At 66.1% G+C, this 15,350-nt stretch carries 16 protein-coding genes; 5 read left to right on the top strand and 11 right to left on the bottom strand.

All coding sequences use genetic code 11. The annotated features are described in order from the left end of the window. Positions 1–29 precede the first annotated feature (29 nt). Entirely contained in the window at positions 30–401 is a 372-nt protein-coding gene (locus ACPXB3_RS05170; RefSeq protein WP_425726779.1) for a hypothetical protein, read from the top strand. 155 nt (positions 402–556) lie between these two features. Then, positions 557–850 carry a hypothetical protein gene (locus ACPXB3_RS05165; protein ID WP_425726778.1) on the top strand — a complete coding sequence of 98 codons (294 nt, stop codon included), beginning with the start codon at positions 557–559 and terminating at the stop codon, positions 848–850. A gap of 79 nt (positions 851–929) precedes the next feature. Here the strand turns inward: ACPXB3_RS05165 and ACPXB3_RS05160 are convergent, their stop codons facing one another. The 5 genes from ACPXB3_RS05160 to ACPXB3_RS05140 form a co-directional block, all read right to left on the bottom strand. Next, a complete protein-coding gene (locus tag ACPXB3_RS05160) occupies positions 930–1,496 on the bottom strand; it encodes a Fic family protein (RefSeq protein ID WP_425726776.1) in 567 nt (188 codons plus the stop codon). A gap of 333 nt (positions 1,497–1,829) precedes the next feature. After that, positions 1,830–2,087, bottom strand: a complete 258-nt coding sequence (locus ACPXB3_RS05155) for a hypothetical protein (RefSeq protein WP_425705352.1) — start codon at positions 2,085–2,087, stop codon at positions 1,830–1,832. A gap of 50 nt (positions 2,088–2,137) precedes the next feature. Next, a complete protein-coding gene (locus ACPXB3_RS05150) occupies positions 2,138–2,332 on the bottom strand; it encodes a hypothetical protein (RefSeq protein WP_425705351.1) in 195 nt (64 codons plus the stop codon). Between the two features lie 564 nt (positions 2,333–2,896). Next, the gene (locus tag ACPXB3_RS05145) at positions 2,897–3,352 is read right to left on the bottom strand and encodes a hypothetical protein (protein ID WP_425705349.1); all 456 of its coding nucleotides are present in this window, start codon (positions 3,350–3,352) and stop codon (positions 2,897–2,899) included. 183 nt (positions 3,353–3,535) lie between these two features. Further along, complete coding sequence (locus ACPXB3_RS05140) at positions 3,536–3,973, bottom strand: MarR family winged helix-turn-helix transcriptional regulator (protein WP_425726775.1); 438 nt, start codon at positions 3,971–3,973, stop codon at positions 3,536–3,538. Positions 3,974–4,070: 97 nt separating this feature from the next. Here ACPXB3_RS05140 and ACPXB3_RS05135 point away from each other — a divergent pair, with 97 nt between their 5' ends. Both ACPXB3_RS05135 and ACPXB3_RS05130 read left to right on the top strand, forming a co-directional pair. Continuing rightward, positions 4,071–4,592, top strand: coding sequence for a hypothetical protein (locus ACPXB3_RS05135; RefSeq protein ID WP_425705347.1), 522 nt, complete (start codon positions 4,071–4,073; stop codon positions 4,590–4,592). Between the two features lie 254 nt (positions 4,593–4,846). After that, positions 4,847–5,425: a pyridoxamine 5'-phosphate oxidase family protein gene (locus ACPXB3_RS05130; RefSeq protein WP_425726774.1), complete on the top strand. Its 579-nt coding sequence runs from the start codon at positions 4,847–4,849 to the stop codon at positions 5,423–5,425. A 78-nt stretch (positions 5,426–5,503) separates the two neighbouring features. Here ACPXB3_RS05130 and ACPXB3_RS05125 read toward each other — a convergent pair whose 3' ends face one another. The 3 genes from ACPXB3_RS05125 to ACPXB3_RS05115 form a co-directional block, all read right to left on the bottom strand. Beyond that, entirely contained in the window at positions 5,504–5,881 is a 378-nt protein-coding gene (locus ACPXB3_RS05125; RefSeq protein WP_425705345.1) for a histone-like nucleoid-structuring protein Lsr2, read from the bottom strand. A 364-nt stretch (positions 5,882–6,245) separates the two neighbouring features. Beyond that, a complete protein-coding gene (locus tag ACPXB3_RS05120; RefSeq protein ID WP_425705344.1) occupies positions 6,246–6,674 on the bottom strand; it encodes a PPOX class F420-dependent oxidoreductase in 429 nt (142 codons plus the stop codon). Positions 6,675–6,718: 44 nt separating this feature from the next. Beyond that, positions 6,719–7,309, bottom strand: coding sequence for a TetR/AcrR family transcriptional regulator (locus ACPXB3_RS05115; protein WP_425726914.1), 591 nt, complete (start codon positions 7,307–7,309; stop codon positions 6,719–6,721). A gap of 224 nt (positions 7,310–7,533) precedes the next feature. On the opposite strand from ACPXB3_RS05115, the gene ACPXB3_RS05110 reads away from it, so the two are divergent. Continuing rightward, complete coding sequence (locus ACPXB3_RS05110) at positions 7,534–8,502, top strand: sterol desaturase family protein (RefSeq protein ID WP_425726912.1); 969 nt, start codon at positions 7,534–7,536, stop codon at positions 8,500–8,502. Here the strand turns inward: ACPXB3_RS05110 and ACPXB3_RS05105 are convergent. The 3 genes from ACPXB3_RS05105 to ACPXB3_RS05095 all read right to left on the bottom strand — a co-directional run bounded on the left by ACPXB3_RS05105 (position 8,489) and on the right by ACPXB3_RS05095 (position 15,251). Continuing rightward, positions 8,489–9,991 (bottom strand): pyridoxal phosphate-dependent decarboxylase family protein, encoded by a 1,503-nt coding sequence (locus ACPXB3_RS05105; protein WP_425726773.1) that lies wholly within the window; start codon positions 9,989–9,991, stop codon positions 8,489–8,491. The two genes, ACPXB3_RS05110 and ACPXB3_RS05105, sit on opposite strands and share 14 nt — an antisense overlap. Continuing rightward, positions 9,988–11,370: an MFS transporter gene (locus ACPXB3_RS05100; protein ID WP_425705342.1), complete on the bottom strand. Its 1,383-nt coding sequence runs from the start codon at positions 11,368–11,370 to the stop codon at positions 9,988–9,990. The genes ACPXB3_RS05105 and ACPXB3_RS05100 overlap by 4 nt, the downstream gene beginning before the upstream one ends. Before the next feature lie 65 nt (positions 11,371–11,435). After that, positions 11,436–15,251: a murein biosynthesis integral membrane protein MurJ gene (locus tag ACPXB3_RS05095; protein ID WP_425726772.1), complete on the bottom strand. Its 3,816-nt coding sequence runs from the start codon at positions 15,249–15,251 to the stop codon at positions 11,436–11,438. Positions 15,252–15,350 lie beyond the last annotated feature (99 nt).

The raw sequence follows: 15,350 nt of genomic DNA, 5'->3' as shown, positions 1-15,350 counted from the left end.
GGTAAGAACCTACAAGCACCGGCCGCACCGTGGGCTCCAAGAACACCGGGTGCAAACCGGCACCGGAGTTGCCCAACCCCACCGGCAACCAGTTCGAAGTCCACGTTCCCGCACCCACCGCGTCCGCGGCTGGGCTACCGGGTACCAATGTCGACTACGTCGTCAACGCTCGAGGTGACGTCAACGTGTCCGGCCAGATCGCCGGCCAACAGGTGTCAGTCGGCTGGACCGGCGAACAAGCCCAAGCGCCGATCAAGGTGCTCGGACCCGCGGCACCCGCTGCCGCGCAAGCCATCAACAACGGAACCCGGGCCATCGGCGAACAGATCCAGAAGGCCGTGCCCGGGGTGAACGTGCAGTGGCCGCAACTGCACACCCCAGCCGGCGCGCACGGACACTAAACCCGGCTCGGTGGGACACGGCGCCACGATGGATCGGCTACCCGAATGGGGTGACGACCGAGAAATCGTGGCGTCGTGTCAGTGTCAGATGCTAAGACAAACGCCAACCGACAACCTTTCCCAGACCCGACCTGAACGAATGCAGAAGGTGCACCATGAGTAACGCCAACCTTGCCGCCATCATGATCGGCGGATTCCTCGCGTTCGGTGCACTCGGCGCCGTCCTAACCCTGCTCATCGGGATTACCCGTGACCCACCCAGACCGGCCCGCTGGGTGCCCAACCCGTACCCTGCCCGATCGGCCTGCTGGGACCCCGGACGTTCCTGGTCCGACCTCATCGGTCGGGCCATCCCTATCGGCCTCGCCACCGCATGCTTCATCATCCCTGGACTACTCCTGCTGAGCCTCGGGGGAACCGCCGCCGTAGGCCGACCACGGCGTCGCTGAGGGAGGAGTCCGCTCCACTTACGCCGAAAGGTTCGGGTGGTGGCGTCATCGTTTGGCATGGATCGTATGCCCGAGATCGTTACGGCGTGGGCCCTCGATTTCGCCGGGATGAGGGATTCTGGTTGGGCTGAGGTGGCCGGCAATACGGCCGCTGTCCAGTCGTCGCCGTTCGGTGGGCGTGTGGGCGTGAGGTGGTGGGGCCGAGGGATAGTGGACCTACCGCGGCGGCCTGGGTGGCGTTCGTTGCCGGGGGCGTGTGGGTGGTGATGATGCGGGTGAAGACGGGAATAAGTAAGTCGGGGACGGGTTCGAATGTGCCGCGATCGGGCATGGTCAACGCTGAGCTATTGTTCCACTGCTGGGGTGTTATCTTGCCGAAGTCGAGGTCGTGCCCGTGGTCTCGAAGCAGTTGGCGCATAAATAGTTTGGAGCTTCTGCCGTTGCCTTCACGCCATGGGTGTGCGGTATTGAGGTAGGCGTAGGTGGTGGCTGCTTCGACCGCGATTCCGCCGTGGTCGAGGCGGTCCCAGTCGGTGTCGGCGATGTGAGGTTGGCGGCGGCGTCGAGGTAGGCGGGAATTTGGCGTGGTTCGGCGAACGGGATGCCGTCTTTGGACATGGGGTAGGTGCGGGTGACGCCGGCCCAATCGTAGATATTGTTGAACAGTGCGGCGTGGAGGGCCCGGAGGTGGTCTGTGTCGTAGGTGTGGGCGATGGGCACGCGTCCGTCGAAGATCTCGCTTTCAATAGCGGCGGTCAGGATGTACTCACGCTGCGTGAGCGCGTCACGGTCGGTGAGGCCGAGTTTGTTGGCCAGCACGTCGGTGCCGGGGATGAAGGTGGCGTCCCAATCGGAGGGTGAGGTCATGGCGCGAGATGGTGCCTGTCTACGTCGCGAATGGTGTGGTGAGACGGCGACGCCACCACTGCGGTGAGTACCGGTGTGGTGGCGTCGCGGGCTGCGAGGGTCTCGCTCTTCTTCAGATGTGTGCGGTGGTGGCCTCGCGGAGTGACATGCTGACCAGCTGTTCGCGGGTGAGCTCGCCGCGTGCTTCGCGCAGGAGATCGTCTCGGGTGATGTCGCCGCGGGCGTGGGCGGTGAGGATGGCGATATCGTCCCGGGTGGGTTCCCAGCCTTCGAGGACATTGTTGTCGATCGCGGCGCTCACGTTACCGGCTTGGTCGTTGGTGAGGCCGGCGAACAGGTCGGGGTAGGTGCGGGTCCAGGTGGTGGGCATGGGGCGCTCCTTTCGGTTGCGATGGGGTTCATTCTACGGGGGACGCAGGGTTAGAACAGGCTGATTTGGTTGCGGGCGCATCGTTCGGCGGCGCGATGATCGGCCGCGGCTGCGTACTTTTTGGCGGAGGCTGTGGTGATGCCGAGGTCGTCGGCGATCTCGGCCCAGCTGCGGCCGCGGTCGCGGAGGTCAGCGGCGTGATCTTCGTCGGCGTGCTGTTGGTCGTCGGTGCCGGGGAGGGTCATGGTGTTGGGCCTAGAGGCTAGCGAGTGTGTCGCGAACGCTGAGCCAGCGACGTTCGGCAGTGATGGCGTGGTCGGTGAGCGCGGCCCAGTGGCCGGCGAGGGTGGCGGTGGGTTCAGTGGTGGTGGCGTGAGTCATGCGGGCCAGCAGTGCTGTGTAGCCACGGCGGTACCAAGCATCTGCGACGGCAGCTGCGAGGTGGGGGGTGTCGGAGCCGCCGGGGATGGGTTTGACGCCGCGAGGGGCGGCGAGTTCCGGCAGGATTGCGGCGACTTCGCGTTGGTGTCCGGTGTCGCGTAGGCGGGCTAGCAGCAGCGTGGGGGTGATGGCATGCCTTCGTCGACCATGGCAACGAGCGTGTGGAACAGGATGCGTGTCCGGTGGACAGGAACAGAGTGTGGGACAGAGGGATCGCCGTGTCGGGCTGACCATTGGCCTCGCTGCGGGTGGCGGCGTCGCCAACGAGTCCGGTGATGACGTCGCGAGTCAAGTCGTCTGGGGCCCAGACCAGCGCGGCGAGAAGCTCGAATTCGAGGATGAGGGTGTCGTTGATCTCGGTGAGGTCATCACCGAAGACGGCAATGCCCTCGAGGTCGCCGTGATTGGGAGCCACTTCGTACCCGGAGAGCCACGGTGTGTGCCGCCAGCAGCATCACTGCTCCGAGTACCACGAAGAAGAGAAAGAACGGCACACTGATGGCATTGAATCCGCCTCCGCTTCCGAAGAGAACGGGAAGGACCAGGGTCACGAAACCCAAAATGATGGACAGTGTGCCCCACATGATCGCTCGCGATGACGCGGTATTTCCGGCTGCCACGTCCGAAATTGCGTGGAGAGGAACGGAATTGCAATAACCCCCATGGGGGAAGATCGCGAACAGTGTGTGTGGCTCGGAAATGTGTACTCGCTCGTCGGTGAGTGTGACGGTCACCTTGAGATGTTTGAGGATCAATCTTGGTGAGAACTTCGTCTGGTAGATGACACGTTCGCCGGGCAATGGAGCAAAAGTCGGCTCGGACATCGAAGCGCTCCATGGGTGTGAGTTCAGGTGCCTCGGCGAGAGGCTCGCATTTGAACGCTATCCGCGATTCAATACCCTGACCAGCGAATTCACCCGAACGGGCGACATATTTCGGGCGAATAGGACACGGCGAGACGATGAGAAGGAGTTCTGATGGTAGCGGACCGTCTGCGCGACGGCGCGCTACTCCGGCGGGTCGGTCACAAACCGGACCAGCAGGCGTTTCAGGTGGGCGCGGTCCTCGCTGTCGAAACCCACGAGTAGGTCGTCGGCGACGGCTCCGGCGATCGTTTCGGCCCGGTGGAACGCATCTTTGCCCGCCGCGGTCAGTGTGATGACGGCTGCGCGACGATCATCGGGAGAGGCGGCTCGTTCCACGTAACCACGGGACTGTAGATCGTCGACCATGCGGACCACCGCAGACTTGTCGGCCCCGGTATGCGCTGCGAGCCGTACTTGACTCATGGGGCCGAATCGGCTGAGCGCGAACAACACTCCGAAATGCCGGCCCTGGATATCCAGTGTGGTGAGGGCAGAGTTGAACGCTTCCGCGGCGCGCCGATGGGCTCGTAGGAGCAGTGGGCCGATCGCATAGTCCGGCAGGCCATCCGAGGTGGTCATGGTGGGAGATTACCTTCGGCACCCGGATAGGCAGCAAATGAGATAGTCTCGAATGAGACGATCTATCGGCTGTCGCCTACCTGCCCTGGAGGAACCAATGTCCGACACCACTCATCTCACACCGACGCCTTCGAAAACCACACCTGTCAACGGCCGTGCCCAGGCCGGACGGGCACTCCTCGTGATCGTTGGCGTGGCCACGATCGTCATTCCCGTCCTGCTCGACGGGGTGATCATGCGAGGGGCCCACATGGACAACCCCGCCTGGCTCCCGCACGCCAAATTGCATCTGGCCATCGGGTTCTTCGCCGGAATGGCGTTGGGCATCGGCGCATTGATCTGCCTGCTCGTGCGTCCGGTGACCGACCGGTTCACCATGCTGGTCGGCGCATACCTCGCCGGTGCCTTCTGGATCTCGGTCCTCGCCGCCGGATGCTGGCCCGGCACCTCGTACTACTTCGTCGATGACCCCGTCTTCAGTCATCCGCTGCACAAACCACAGACGCTCGGTATGCCCAACAACGTCGCCACCGCGGTGCTCATGCTCGTGCTCGTCGCCGCGGGATCGGTTCTTGTCCTGCGCCCGCAGAAGACATCGGGGAACTCCTCGGGCAACTGATCTCGGTCGTCGCAGTATTACCTGATCCGACGCCTACGGCCAGAACGACAAGAAAGAGGAAAAGATCGCCATGGACAAGGCGCTCAAACGCATGCCCGCCACCCTCGTCGAGCTGCTCGCCACGGACGAAGGTGCGGACATCGAGTTCGAGCTCGAGCGTCTCGGGCTGACTGCGCGCGCGCCCGAGTAGGGTGGGAAGTGTGGGACATCGCTACCAACACATAGCATTTGGTCCATCGGCAGTGGACCGTCAGATGTCGGTGGGCAGCTTCCCCGCCTACGGTGGCGGGTTGGAGTCGCCCGACGAAGGCCCACAAGAACTGACCGGCCGCGAGATCGGGATGATCACCAGGTCTTTCCAATGTCATCTGGCGACGGTGACCCCGTCGGGTTGGCCCTATGTGCAATATCGCAGTGGGCCGCCCGGGTTTCTGCATCACCTGGGCGGCAGTCGGATCGGCTTTCCGGACTTCCGGGGCAATCGGCAGTTCGTCTCGGCGGGAAATATCGATGACGACGCGAGAGTGTCGCTGTTCCTGGCTGACTATCCGCGCAAGCAGCGGCTGAAGCTGTTCGGCCGCGCGAGCGTGATCGAGGCGCATGATGACGAGGCGTTGATGTCACGGCTGCGGTGGGTCGCCGACGGTGAGATCGCCTCACCGAGTGAGCGCGCCGTCGTCATCGAGGTGGAAGCCTTCGATTGGAATTGTTCGCGCAGCCTGGTGCCGCAATACACCGCTGAGCAGGTTTGCGAACGTGTCCAGCCCTATATCGATCAGATCGGTGACTTGCAGCGCGAGATCGAGAAACTCAAAGGGCAGCTCTTACAGTGAAGGGCCGGGCCGAAGAGAGCAACGAAACCCGGCGCGCGAATTTCACGTGATCGCCGGGTTCCGTCTTACGACGCCGAGTCAGTTGGCGTCGTCGTATGCCTCGAGAATTTCCTTGGGAAGCCGACCACGCTGCGGTACCTCATACCCGGCTTCCTGTGCCCACTCGCGAATCACCTTGGTGGATGGCCGCGCGGAGTTGGTGGAGGAGTCAGAAGAGGAACTGGTCGCAGACACCTTGGGGGCGGTCGACTGCCGGCGTCCGCCGACGCGAGCCGAAACCTCGAGGAGTTTCGCGACGGGAACCCGACCGTTCTCGATCTTGTCGAGATTTGCCGCGGAGACGTCGAGCTGATAATCCACGCCGGACCATGACCAGGAAATGGTATGGGCGTCGTCGATATCGAGTTCACGGCCGTCTAGGTCGTCGATGAACGACACAACTTGTCTTTTTGCCACGGCACGAGAGTAACGCACGGACGGGCGCGTGTGTCGAATACATGGCTTACCACCCGTGATCTGTCGCCAGAACTCGCCCGGCACAGTGCGGGGTAGCTCACCTGCCGAAGCGGCATCGAAGGTCGCCGAACGGCCGTACCGCACATAGTGAACACCGAAGGGATGTACGAAAGACATTGCACCGCAAACGAGTAGAAAACATCATCGGAAGTTCACCGCCAATGCGAGGCGCTGGTGTGGCCGAAATGGACCGGGCCCGGGCGTCGCGGTCGGCCGATATCGAGAAACTCTGGGCTCTGCGCGTGTCGCACGGAACAGACCCGTCGCCCGGGCTCGATCGACGTGAGTTCAGGTGGCCGCAGGCTCAGTCAGCGATGTCGAATACGGCATTGACTTTGGTGGGAGTCACCCGCACCAGCAATTCGCCGGGCACGGCGTTGCGCCGGCCGTATTCATCGGCGTGATCTCGACCCATATATCGGGCGGCGATCCGGGTCGCGGCGTCCAGCAGATCGTCGGGATCCTCGCTGACCTGCGCGTTGCCCTGGACCTGCACAAACGAGAATGGCGGATTCTCGTCGTCGACGAGCAACGTGATGCGGGGATCGCGGGTAAGGGCACGTCCCTTTGCGGTGTCGGCACCGGTGTTGAAGACGAGCTTTCCGTCGTCGACGATGAACCAGATCGGCGCCACGAGTGCTCTACCTGATGCCGAGACATAACCCACTTTGCCGGTGCGGGTGCCTGCGGACAGGAATGCGATGACGCGGTCGTCGAGTGTGTCGTGAGTCATCACCCCATGATGCCGGAGACCGAGCATCCCGACCCGAGAAAGTGTCAGCGCATCAGCCGATCGTAGGTGGCGCCGAACATCTCGACACAGACGTCGAGCACGGTGTCGAGATCGGTCGGTGCGCTTGTCCCGATATCAACCGGCTCGGGCGAGACATTCGTGAAGTACCAGTCGACGAGTAATTGTGTGACCGCTCCGACCAGGCCCACGGCCGCGACGTGCTGCGCGGGCGAGACGGGCCGCTCCCCCATGGCCAGCGCGAGGATGAGACCAGCCCAGCCGTGGATTGCGCGCAGCCGGGTGGACTCCACGACCGGGTCGACCCCGACGACCTCGACGAGCATTACGCGGGCCCGACGAGGATCGCCGGTCAAGGTGTGCAGAAAGGCCCCGAGAGTGGCACGGGCGGCTGCCGGGACCGCATCGGGTGCCACGCCCGACGGGCTCTGCGGATATGGCGTGGCCGCGTCCACGGTGGCCTGTCGGGTGACGTCGACGCAACGTTCGTACACTGCGACGAGCAACGCCGAACGATCGGCGAAGGACTCATAGAAGTAGCGCTGGGTGAGTCCGGCCTGCTCGCACAAGCGCTTGACCGTGACCGCCGGATAGCCGAGTTCACCGAACAGCTCCAGACCCGCGCGGATGAACTCGTCGCGGCGACGTGCCCGGCGCTGTCCGGCATCGGCACCGCCGTACCGGCGGCCCGAGGCCGGTGTCGCGTGGTCCTGGTCGGACACCTCACTCCTCTGATCGGAAACGATGGACATACCGCCATCTGACACGCTATCGTGTCACAAAGAACATCTGACACGAAGCCATGTCAGATGGCGTGAGCGCCGAATCGGGAGAAGACATCATGCTGGACCTGCTACCCGACCCGATGCATGAGCCGACCCTGATCGCGATCCCGTTCTTTCTCGCGTTGCTGGTCGCCGAGTGGCTGGCCGCGTGGAAACTCGAGGACCACGACGAGGACGGGCCGGACTCCGGCCGGTCCCGGCCGCCGCGTGGTGCCTACGAGAAGCGGGACGCCCGTGCCAGCATCACGATGGGATTGGTGTCGATCGCGACCAGCACAGCCTGGAAGGTGCTGGGTCTGCTGGTCTACACGGCCATCTTCGTCTATCTCGCTCCGTGGCAGTTGCCGATTACGGCGTGGTACACGTGGGTGATCGGCTTCGTGGCCGTCGACGTTCTCTACTACTGGAATCACCGCATCTCCCATCGCGTCCGACTCGTCTGGGCGACGCATCAGGCACATCATTCCAGCGAGTACTTCAACTTCGCGACCGCGCTGCGGCAGAAGTGGAATATCAGTGCGGCACTGGTGATGTGGCTGCCACTCCCCTTCCTGGGTGTGCCGCCGGCGGTGGTCTTCGCCGCTTATGGGGTCAATCTGGTGTACCAGTTCTGGATTCACACCGAACGCATCGACCGGCTGTGGGCCCCGATCGAATTCGTCCTGAACACCCCGTCGCACCATCGGGTCCACCACGGCAGTGATCCCGAGTATCTCGACCGCAATTACGCGGGCGTGTTCATCCTGTGGGACCGGCTGTTCGGCTCGTTCCGGGCCGAGACGCATCGGCCTCGCTACGGACTGACGTCGCCGGTCGACACGTACAACATCTGGAAGCTGCAGACCCGCGAGTATGTGGCGATCGCACGAGACGTCCGCTCTGCCAAGGGGTTGCGCGCCCGAATCGGCTACATCGTCGGGCCGCCCGGCTGGGCTCCTTCGCCAGCGCCGAGCGCGAAGCGAGCGGGCCGAATGGATCCGCCACGAGAGGTCAGCGAATCTGCGGCGGCTGTCAACTCTCGTTGAGACGCGCGAGCAGCTCGGCCAGCAACGACTCGGCGCGGGCGGGCGGAATGATGCCCAGTAACGCCATCACCGGGGCCAGCTGATCCGGGAGAGCCGTCCCGCCCTCTCCCCCACCGCCGAGCCCGAGTGATTCCAAGATCTGGTGGGCGGCCGCTGAATCCAGTGGTTGATCCACGAGCAGCTCCGGCATCGCATCACCCACGTCCGACAGATCGATCGGTGGCGTGCCCCGCACCGCGTCGGCCGCCCGGACCAGGGCCTCGCACAGTGGCCCGACCACGTCGGCCGTCACCGGCGTGACCGTGAGGTGTGTGGTGTGCGGCATGGCCGGCCCGAGACCCGGCTGCGGCTGTAACACCCAGCCGAGGGTGCGGACCTGATCGGACCACAGATGCGGATCGACCCGGCGGTCGGCGGCGACGGTGGTGTCGGCGCACACGGCGAACAGTGAGGCCGCCGGCTCGCCGACCACGCGCAGGCCGGTGATGCCGTCGACGCACTCGATCAACGAGCGCGTCGCGTGGCGGGTGCGGGCCGACAGTGCGCGAAAACCATTGTCGCCCAGATAGCGGATCACGGCCCAGGCGGCCGCCAGCGAGGTTGCCGAGCGGCTGCCGAGCATCGTCGGGTTCACCACTGGGTAGCCGGGCCAGCGGGTCGTGACGAAGCCGGCGGCGCGTTTGGCGTCGCGATCGGCGAAGAGCAGTACCGAGGCACCTTTCGGTGCGTAACCGTATTTGTGCGCGTCCATCGACAGACTGGTCACACCGGCGACGCGAAAATCCCAGTCCGGCAGTGGCTTGGCGCGGTGCGGCTCGTCGGAGGCCCAGAACGGCAACACCCAGCCGCCGATGCACGCATCCACATGGCAGGCGATGCCGCGCGCGGCGGCGGCGGGCGCGACCTCGGCGACCGGATCCAGCAGGCCGTAGGGATAATTCGGTGCCGACACGACGACGAGCGCGGTTCGGCCGGTCATCCGGTCGACGAGGTCGGCGGCCGACACCGTGAGGTCGGCTCCGACGGGCACGAGATCGAGCTCGAGATCGAAATAGTGTGCAGCCTTGTGGAAGGCCGCATGCGCGGTGATCGGCGCCAGCACGACGGGCACCTCGGTGCTTGCGGGATTCCGGTCGCGCCAGCGGTCGCGCGCCGATTTGACTGCCAGCAGACAACTTTCGGTGCCACCGCTGGTCACCAGACCGACGACGTCGGCCGTAGCCTCTCGCCCGGTCCCGTGGGCGAGGCCGGCGGCGAAGGCGATGACGTCTCGTTCCATCGCGGCGACCGACGGGAAGGTGGTGGGGTCGAGGCCGTTGATACTCGCAACCGATGCGGCGGCGCGCCGGGCGAGATCGTCGAGTTCGGCCAGCCCGGAATCGTAGACGTAGGACAGGACTCGCCCGCCGTGGGTCGGGGCATCGTGTTCCCGCAGGGCGGTCAGATCGTCGAGAATCGCCTCGAGGTGCCGGTCAACCGAGTCGGTCACGGTATGTCACTCCCGTCGCGCTCGATATCGTTGCGCCGCAGGGGGTATCGCATGATGAACAGTAGGCTGAGCAGCGCGAGGGCGGCGGGAATGATGCTGAATCCGATGACCATCGCGGTGATGGCCGACGCCGGCTGGGTGACGTGGTCGGTGGTGTCGGAGGAGAGGTAGCCGCCGAGGGCGAGGACGGCGGTGAAGACGACGGCGCCGAGTGCCATGCCGGTGGTCTCCCCCGCGGTCCAGACGCCGCCGATGATCCCGGCGGTCCCCTGCCGGTGTGATGTCTCGTCGTGGGTGATGACGTCGGGAAGCATCGCCATGGGCAGTGACTGCATACCGGCGTACGCGGCGCCGGCCACACCGATCACCGGGTACACCCACCAGCCGGGCGCCCAGGCGAGGCCGATCAGCGAGAGCGCCGCGGCCGTGAAAAGAACTGTGGCGGCGGCGAATCCGATCTCCTTGCCGATCCGACGGGCGAGGATGCCCCAGAGAGGTGCGCAGATGAGTGCGGGCGCGATCAGCGCGGCGAAGAGCCCGGAGATGGCGGCCTCCGAATCGAGAACCCAGGTGGCGATGTATTGGGCACCGGCGAGCATCAGCCCGGTTGCCAGTCCCTGGAGCAGGAAGGCGCCGAGCAGGGTGCGCAGGGGCAGGCTGCGGCGGAGGACGGCGGCACCCAGTACATAGCCGGCGCCGGGAGCGAAGCGAGCGGGCCGTTCTGGCCCCAGAGCCGCAGGGGGTTTCGGTGGCCGGGCGGCGGTTGCGGCGCGGGCGGAGATGAGCATGGCGGCGCCGATGACGATGGCGGAGACGAGGGCCATGAGCAGATATCCGAGCGCCGGCGGTCCGCCGAGCTCGCGTAATGCGGGGCCGCCGGCCCCGAATGCGAGGATGGCCACGGCGAGTACCACGACGCGCACGGTGAGGAGGCGGGTGCGTTCGTCGTAGCTGTCGGTGAGTTCGGCCGGCAAGGCGATGTAGGGGACCTGGAACAGGCTGAATGCGGTGGCCGACAACAGGAATGCGATGGTGACCCAGACTGCGGCCACCGGGGTCGAGGCAGCGGTCGGGACGGCGAAGGTGAGTACGAAGAAGATCGGCAGAGTCAGCGCGCCCAGCGTCATGAAGCGGCGACGATTGCCGTGGCGGAGGGCGAGATGATCGGAGAGCGCGCCGATGCCCGGGTCGATCAGTACATCCCAGATCTTGGCGATGGCCACGATGGCGCCGGCGGCGGCAGCGGCGACGCCGAGCGTGTCGGTGAGGTAGTAGACGAGGACCAGTCCGGGCAAGGTGGCGAATCCGCCGGTGCCCAGGGAGCCGACGCCATAACGCACAACCGTGCTACGGGCGAGGCGGCCCGAAACGTGTTGCACCGGTCGGGAACTCGATAGCGGCATGGTGGGGTTCGAGTTCCTCGTCGGGTCCGGGCGAAAAATGCTCAGCGGGTCATGGCGATCTTGGAGACCTGTACCTGATAGTTGCCTGCACTACCGGGCAGGGAGGTGATCCACACGAGAAGATACCGGGACGGCTGCGGGTTCGGGATGGTTAGTGTCGTGGTGGGTTGATTCACGGTGCCGCTGGTCAGTTCGGTGGTCTGGGCCAGGGTGGCGTCCGGACTCGATGCCGAACGCAAGGAGACCCCGAATCCCGGTGTGGTGGTGGTGATCGTGACCGTTTTGGCCGCCTGCGCCGAGCCGAGGTCGACCATGAGCCCCAGTCCCTGTTTGAGATTGCCGAAGGCAGCGGTGCGGTAATTGTCGCTACGCCACCCGGGCCCGGCGCCGTTGATCACGCTGCGGGCCTGATCGGGGCTGTCCCCGGATTGCCCCGAGTAGTCGACGAGGGCCGCCGACTGCAGCGCGATGGGTCCGCCGGCGGCGGGTGCCGGCGCGGGCGCCGATGCGGGTGCCGGCCGAGCGGGAGCCGAGGTGCTGGTGGACAGGAATTGGTTGATGTCGGTGTTCTCGTCTCCGCCGCCGAAGATGCCGGTCAGCCATACGACGAGCGCCACCACCACGAGCAGCACGAGCAATGCGGCGCCGACGAGGAGCGCGATGGTGCGGTTGCTGCGGTCCGGTTCGTCCGAGCCGATCCGGCCCGATGGTGCGGTGATGGAGACCGGCGGTTCGTCCGAATCGCCGAGGGCGGGGATCATGTCGGTCTTGAGGTCGACGACCGTGGCCTGGTCGAGAACGTGCTGAACCGTTGCCGCAGTGCGGATTCCGCGGGTTCCCGACAATGCGCGGGCGGCAACGGCAGAGATCTCGAAGGGAATTTCCGGGTCGACCTCGCGTGGTTCGATGGGGCCGTCCCCGTCGGCGGCCGGCGCGGCGATGGCCAATCCACCGACCGGGGTGCGGGTGGTCGCGGTGGTGACCAGTGCCGAACCGTTCGCGCCGTCGAGGGGCCAACGCTGCAACAGCAGCGCGTAGAGCACCGCGCCGAGCCCGCGAACGTCGGACGCGGCGTCGTCGCCCGCGAGGGTGCCGGGGAAGGCGAGTACCGCGTTGCCCTCGGAACTGATGCGAATCCGGTCGGGGTGGTCGATCGACAACGCCCCGCCGGACCGGTGCGCGGCCTCGGCGGCCGCGGCCAGTGCCCGGACGGCCCGGGCCGCCCCGATCGGCGACGGATGGGTGGCGGCGACGTCGGCCAGCGAGGAGCCCTGCACCCATTCGGCGACCACGATGCCGCCCGACGAACCGCGTACGACGTCGAGGACGCGGGCCACGCCGGAAGAACTGATCTGGCCCAGGCGCAAGGTGCGGGTGAGTACGGCTTGCGGACCCGAATCGCCGGCCTTGGTCGGCACGTCCTTGTCGGGCAGTGGTGCGAGTTGCTCGGAGTCGACGAAGGTCAAGCCGACCTCGCGGTCGAGATTGACGTCCTGCGCCTTCCAGAACTGCAGTCCGCGGGTGCCGCCGTGGTGTTCGAGGAGACGGTACCGGCCGCCGGCGACGGCGGCACCGGGCACCAGCCGCGGTCCGCGACGTCGCGGCGGGCGGATCGGGTCTGCGCGATCCGGGTCTGGGCGATCGGGGTCTGGGCGTTCGGGGTCTGGGCGTTCGGGGTCTGGGCGATCGGGGTCTGGGCGTTCCGAGTCTGGGAGGTTGGGATCGGCGTGGGTGTCCGCCGCCGCTTCGGTGGACGGCGAGTTCGTCGGATCAGGTTGCGGCGCTGAGGATTCGGTCATGTCGACCGCCTGCGTCGGGGCGTCGGCGGCTCCGGGACGTCCGCCGTCGGCGGAGTGGGGTGTGGACGTCGCGGGCGTGGTCGTCGGCTCCGGGCTGGCGTCGACTCCGGTCTCGTTCACGCGGCGAACTCCTCTCCTCCGATAACGGATGTCAGGTGGCCGGCTGGGCGGCGACCAGGGTGCGACGCCGGTGCCGCCCGCGGCCCCACCGGTGTGTACCGCATAGGACTGCCACGTCGCGGATCCGCGGTCGAAGCGCCGGACGACCTGTACCTGACCAGAATACGGCAGGGATTCGTCGCTGATGACCCGCGGAAACTGAACCGTGATCGTCGGCGACGGTTGTTTGTCCGGTTCGCCGCGCGGTGCCAGCGCCGGGACGAACCGGCCCGCCACGCGGCGCAGTGTCGTCATGAGGGACACGACGTCGGGAAGGCCCGCAGCGGCGAGACCCGCATAGGTCACGCCGAGTACCACGACCGCGGTGAGCACCAGGTAGGCGATCGAGCCGAACTTGCCGTGCTGGGTGGCCAGGTGCAGTCCGGAGACCTCCGCGACCAACCACACCGCGAAGGTGACGGCGATCGAGACCGCGAGCGTCACCACCGTCGTGAACGTCACGTTGGTCAACCGCGGAGCCTGATGACCGGGGGTGTCTGCGCGCAGTCTGCTGCGCAGCAGGTAGTGGCCGACGATCGCACCGACGAGATAGCCGAAGCCATTGGACATCGCCAGCCAGCGCACCACGAGATCGGGGTCGGAGAAGAGCACCGGACCCAGGTAAGACGTCACGATCTTGACCGCGGTGATGCCGAGGACCATCAGGGTCGGGGTCCACGCGTCCTCTCGGGCGTAGAAGACGCGCAGCTGCACGAGTGTCATCGCGTAGGGGATGAGCGTGAACGCACCCCACGCGAGCGTCGATCCCAGCTGGGAGGCGACGTGGGCGTCGAATCGCCCGAAGTTGAACACCGCCACCCCGATCGCGGTGCCGAAGAAGGTCATGTAGGCGACCACCGGGACGAGCGCCACCATGGACAGACGGGTGGCCAGCGACAGGTCGTCGACGACGGCCTTGGTGTCGCCGGCGGCCGCGTTGCGCGACAGCCGGGGCATGATCGCGGTGAGGATGGTGACGCCGAGAACGCCGTACGGCAGCTGCAGCAGCTGCCAATGGGTGACGTAGACGCTGATTCCCGCGTCGGACGCGGCCGAGGCGATCCGATAGGTGATGACGAGGCCGACCTGCAGGATCGCGACGTAGGACACGATCGCCAGCGCCATGTTGCCGAACCTGCGCAGCCGGGCATCCAGACCCCACTCGAGGCGCAGCCGGATTCCGGCGCGCCGCAGGTAGGGCAGCAGGATGGCCGCCTGCAGGACCACCCCGAGCGCACACCCGATGCCCAGGACCAGCAGTTGCGGATCGCTCATCGAGAACGGGTTGAGCGTGAGCTGCCCCGGCATCGCCCAGTAGGCGAGCAGGGCGCCGATCTGGACGACGTTGTTGAGCACCGGGGCCCAGGCCCCGGGTTTGAAATAGCCGCGCAGATTCAGGATCGCGGTGAACAGAGCCGTCAGACCGTAGAAGAGGATCTCGATGAGCAGGAAGTAGGCGAGTCCGGTCGCCACCGGCCGCAGCGACGCGTTGTCGATGTTGAGCTGCGTCAGAAGCGGCGCCGCCGCGATCGCGGCTATCGTGCCGATACCCAGGACCACCACGGTCAGCGTGAAGATCTTGTTGATGAACGACGTGCCGCCGTCGGGATCCTCCGCTTCGGCGCGTGCGAGCAGCGGGATGACGATGGCGGTCAACACCGCACCCAGAAGGATCTCGGCGATCATGTTGGGCAGCACGTCGGCGGCCTGGAACGCAGATGCTACCGACGCGCCGAGCAGCGCGAGGATCAGCACCGTACGGACGAAGCCGGTGATGCGGCTGATCAGGGTCGCCAGCGCGATGGACCCGCTGGTGCGCATGATGCTCGAGTCGGAGTCGCGCGCGAGTCCGTCGGCGGCCGTGTCGGCGTCGCCGAACTCTTCGGCGTTCCGATCCATGGTCGAGGTTCCGGGCAGCCTCGTATCCGCGGCGACGCGCTCGTGGGCGCCTCGTGGTTCCGGGCGCGGCGGTTGCGGCCGCGGACCGCCGGCAGCGGG

The organism is Gordonia sp. DT219 (genome assembly GCF_049847065.1).
Lineage (GTDB): Bacteria > Actinomycetota > Actinomycetes > Mycobacteriales > Mycobacteriaceae > Gordonia.
Note: the sequence above shows the minus strand (reverse complement) of the source record. Positions and strands in the feature narration are given on the sequence as shown.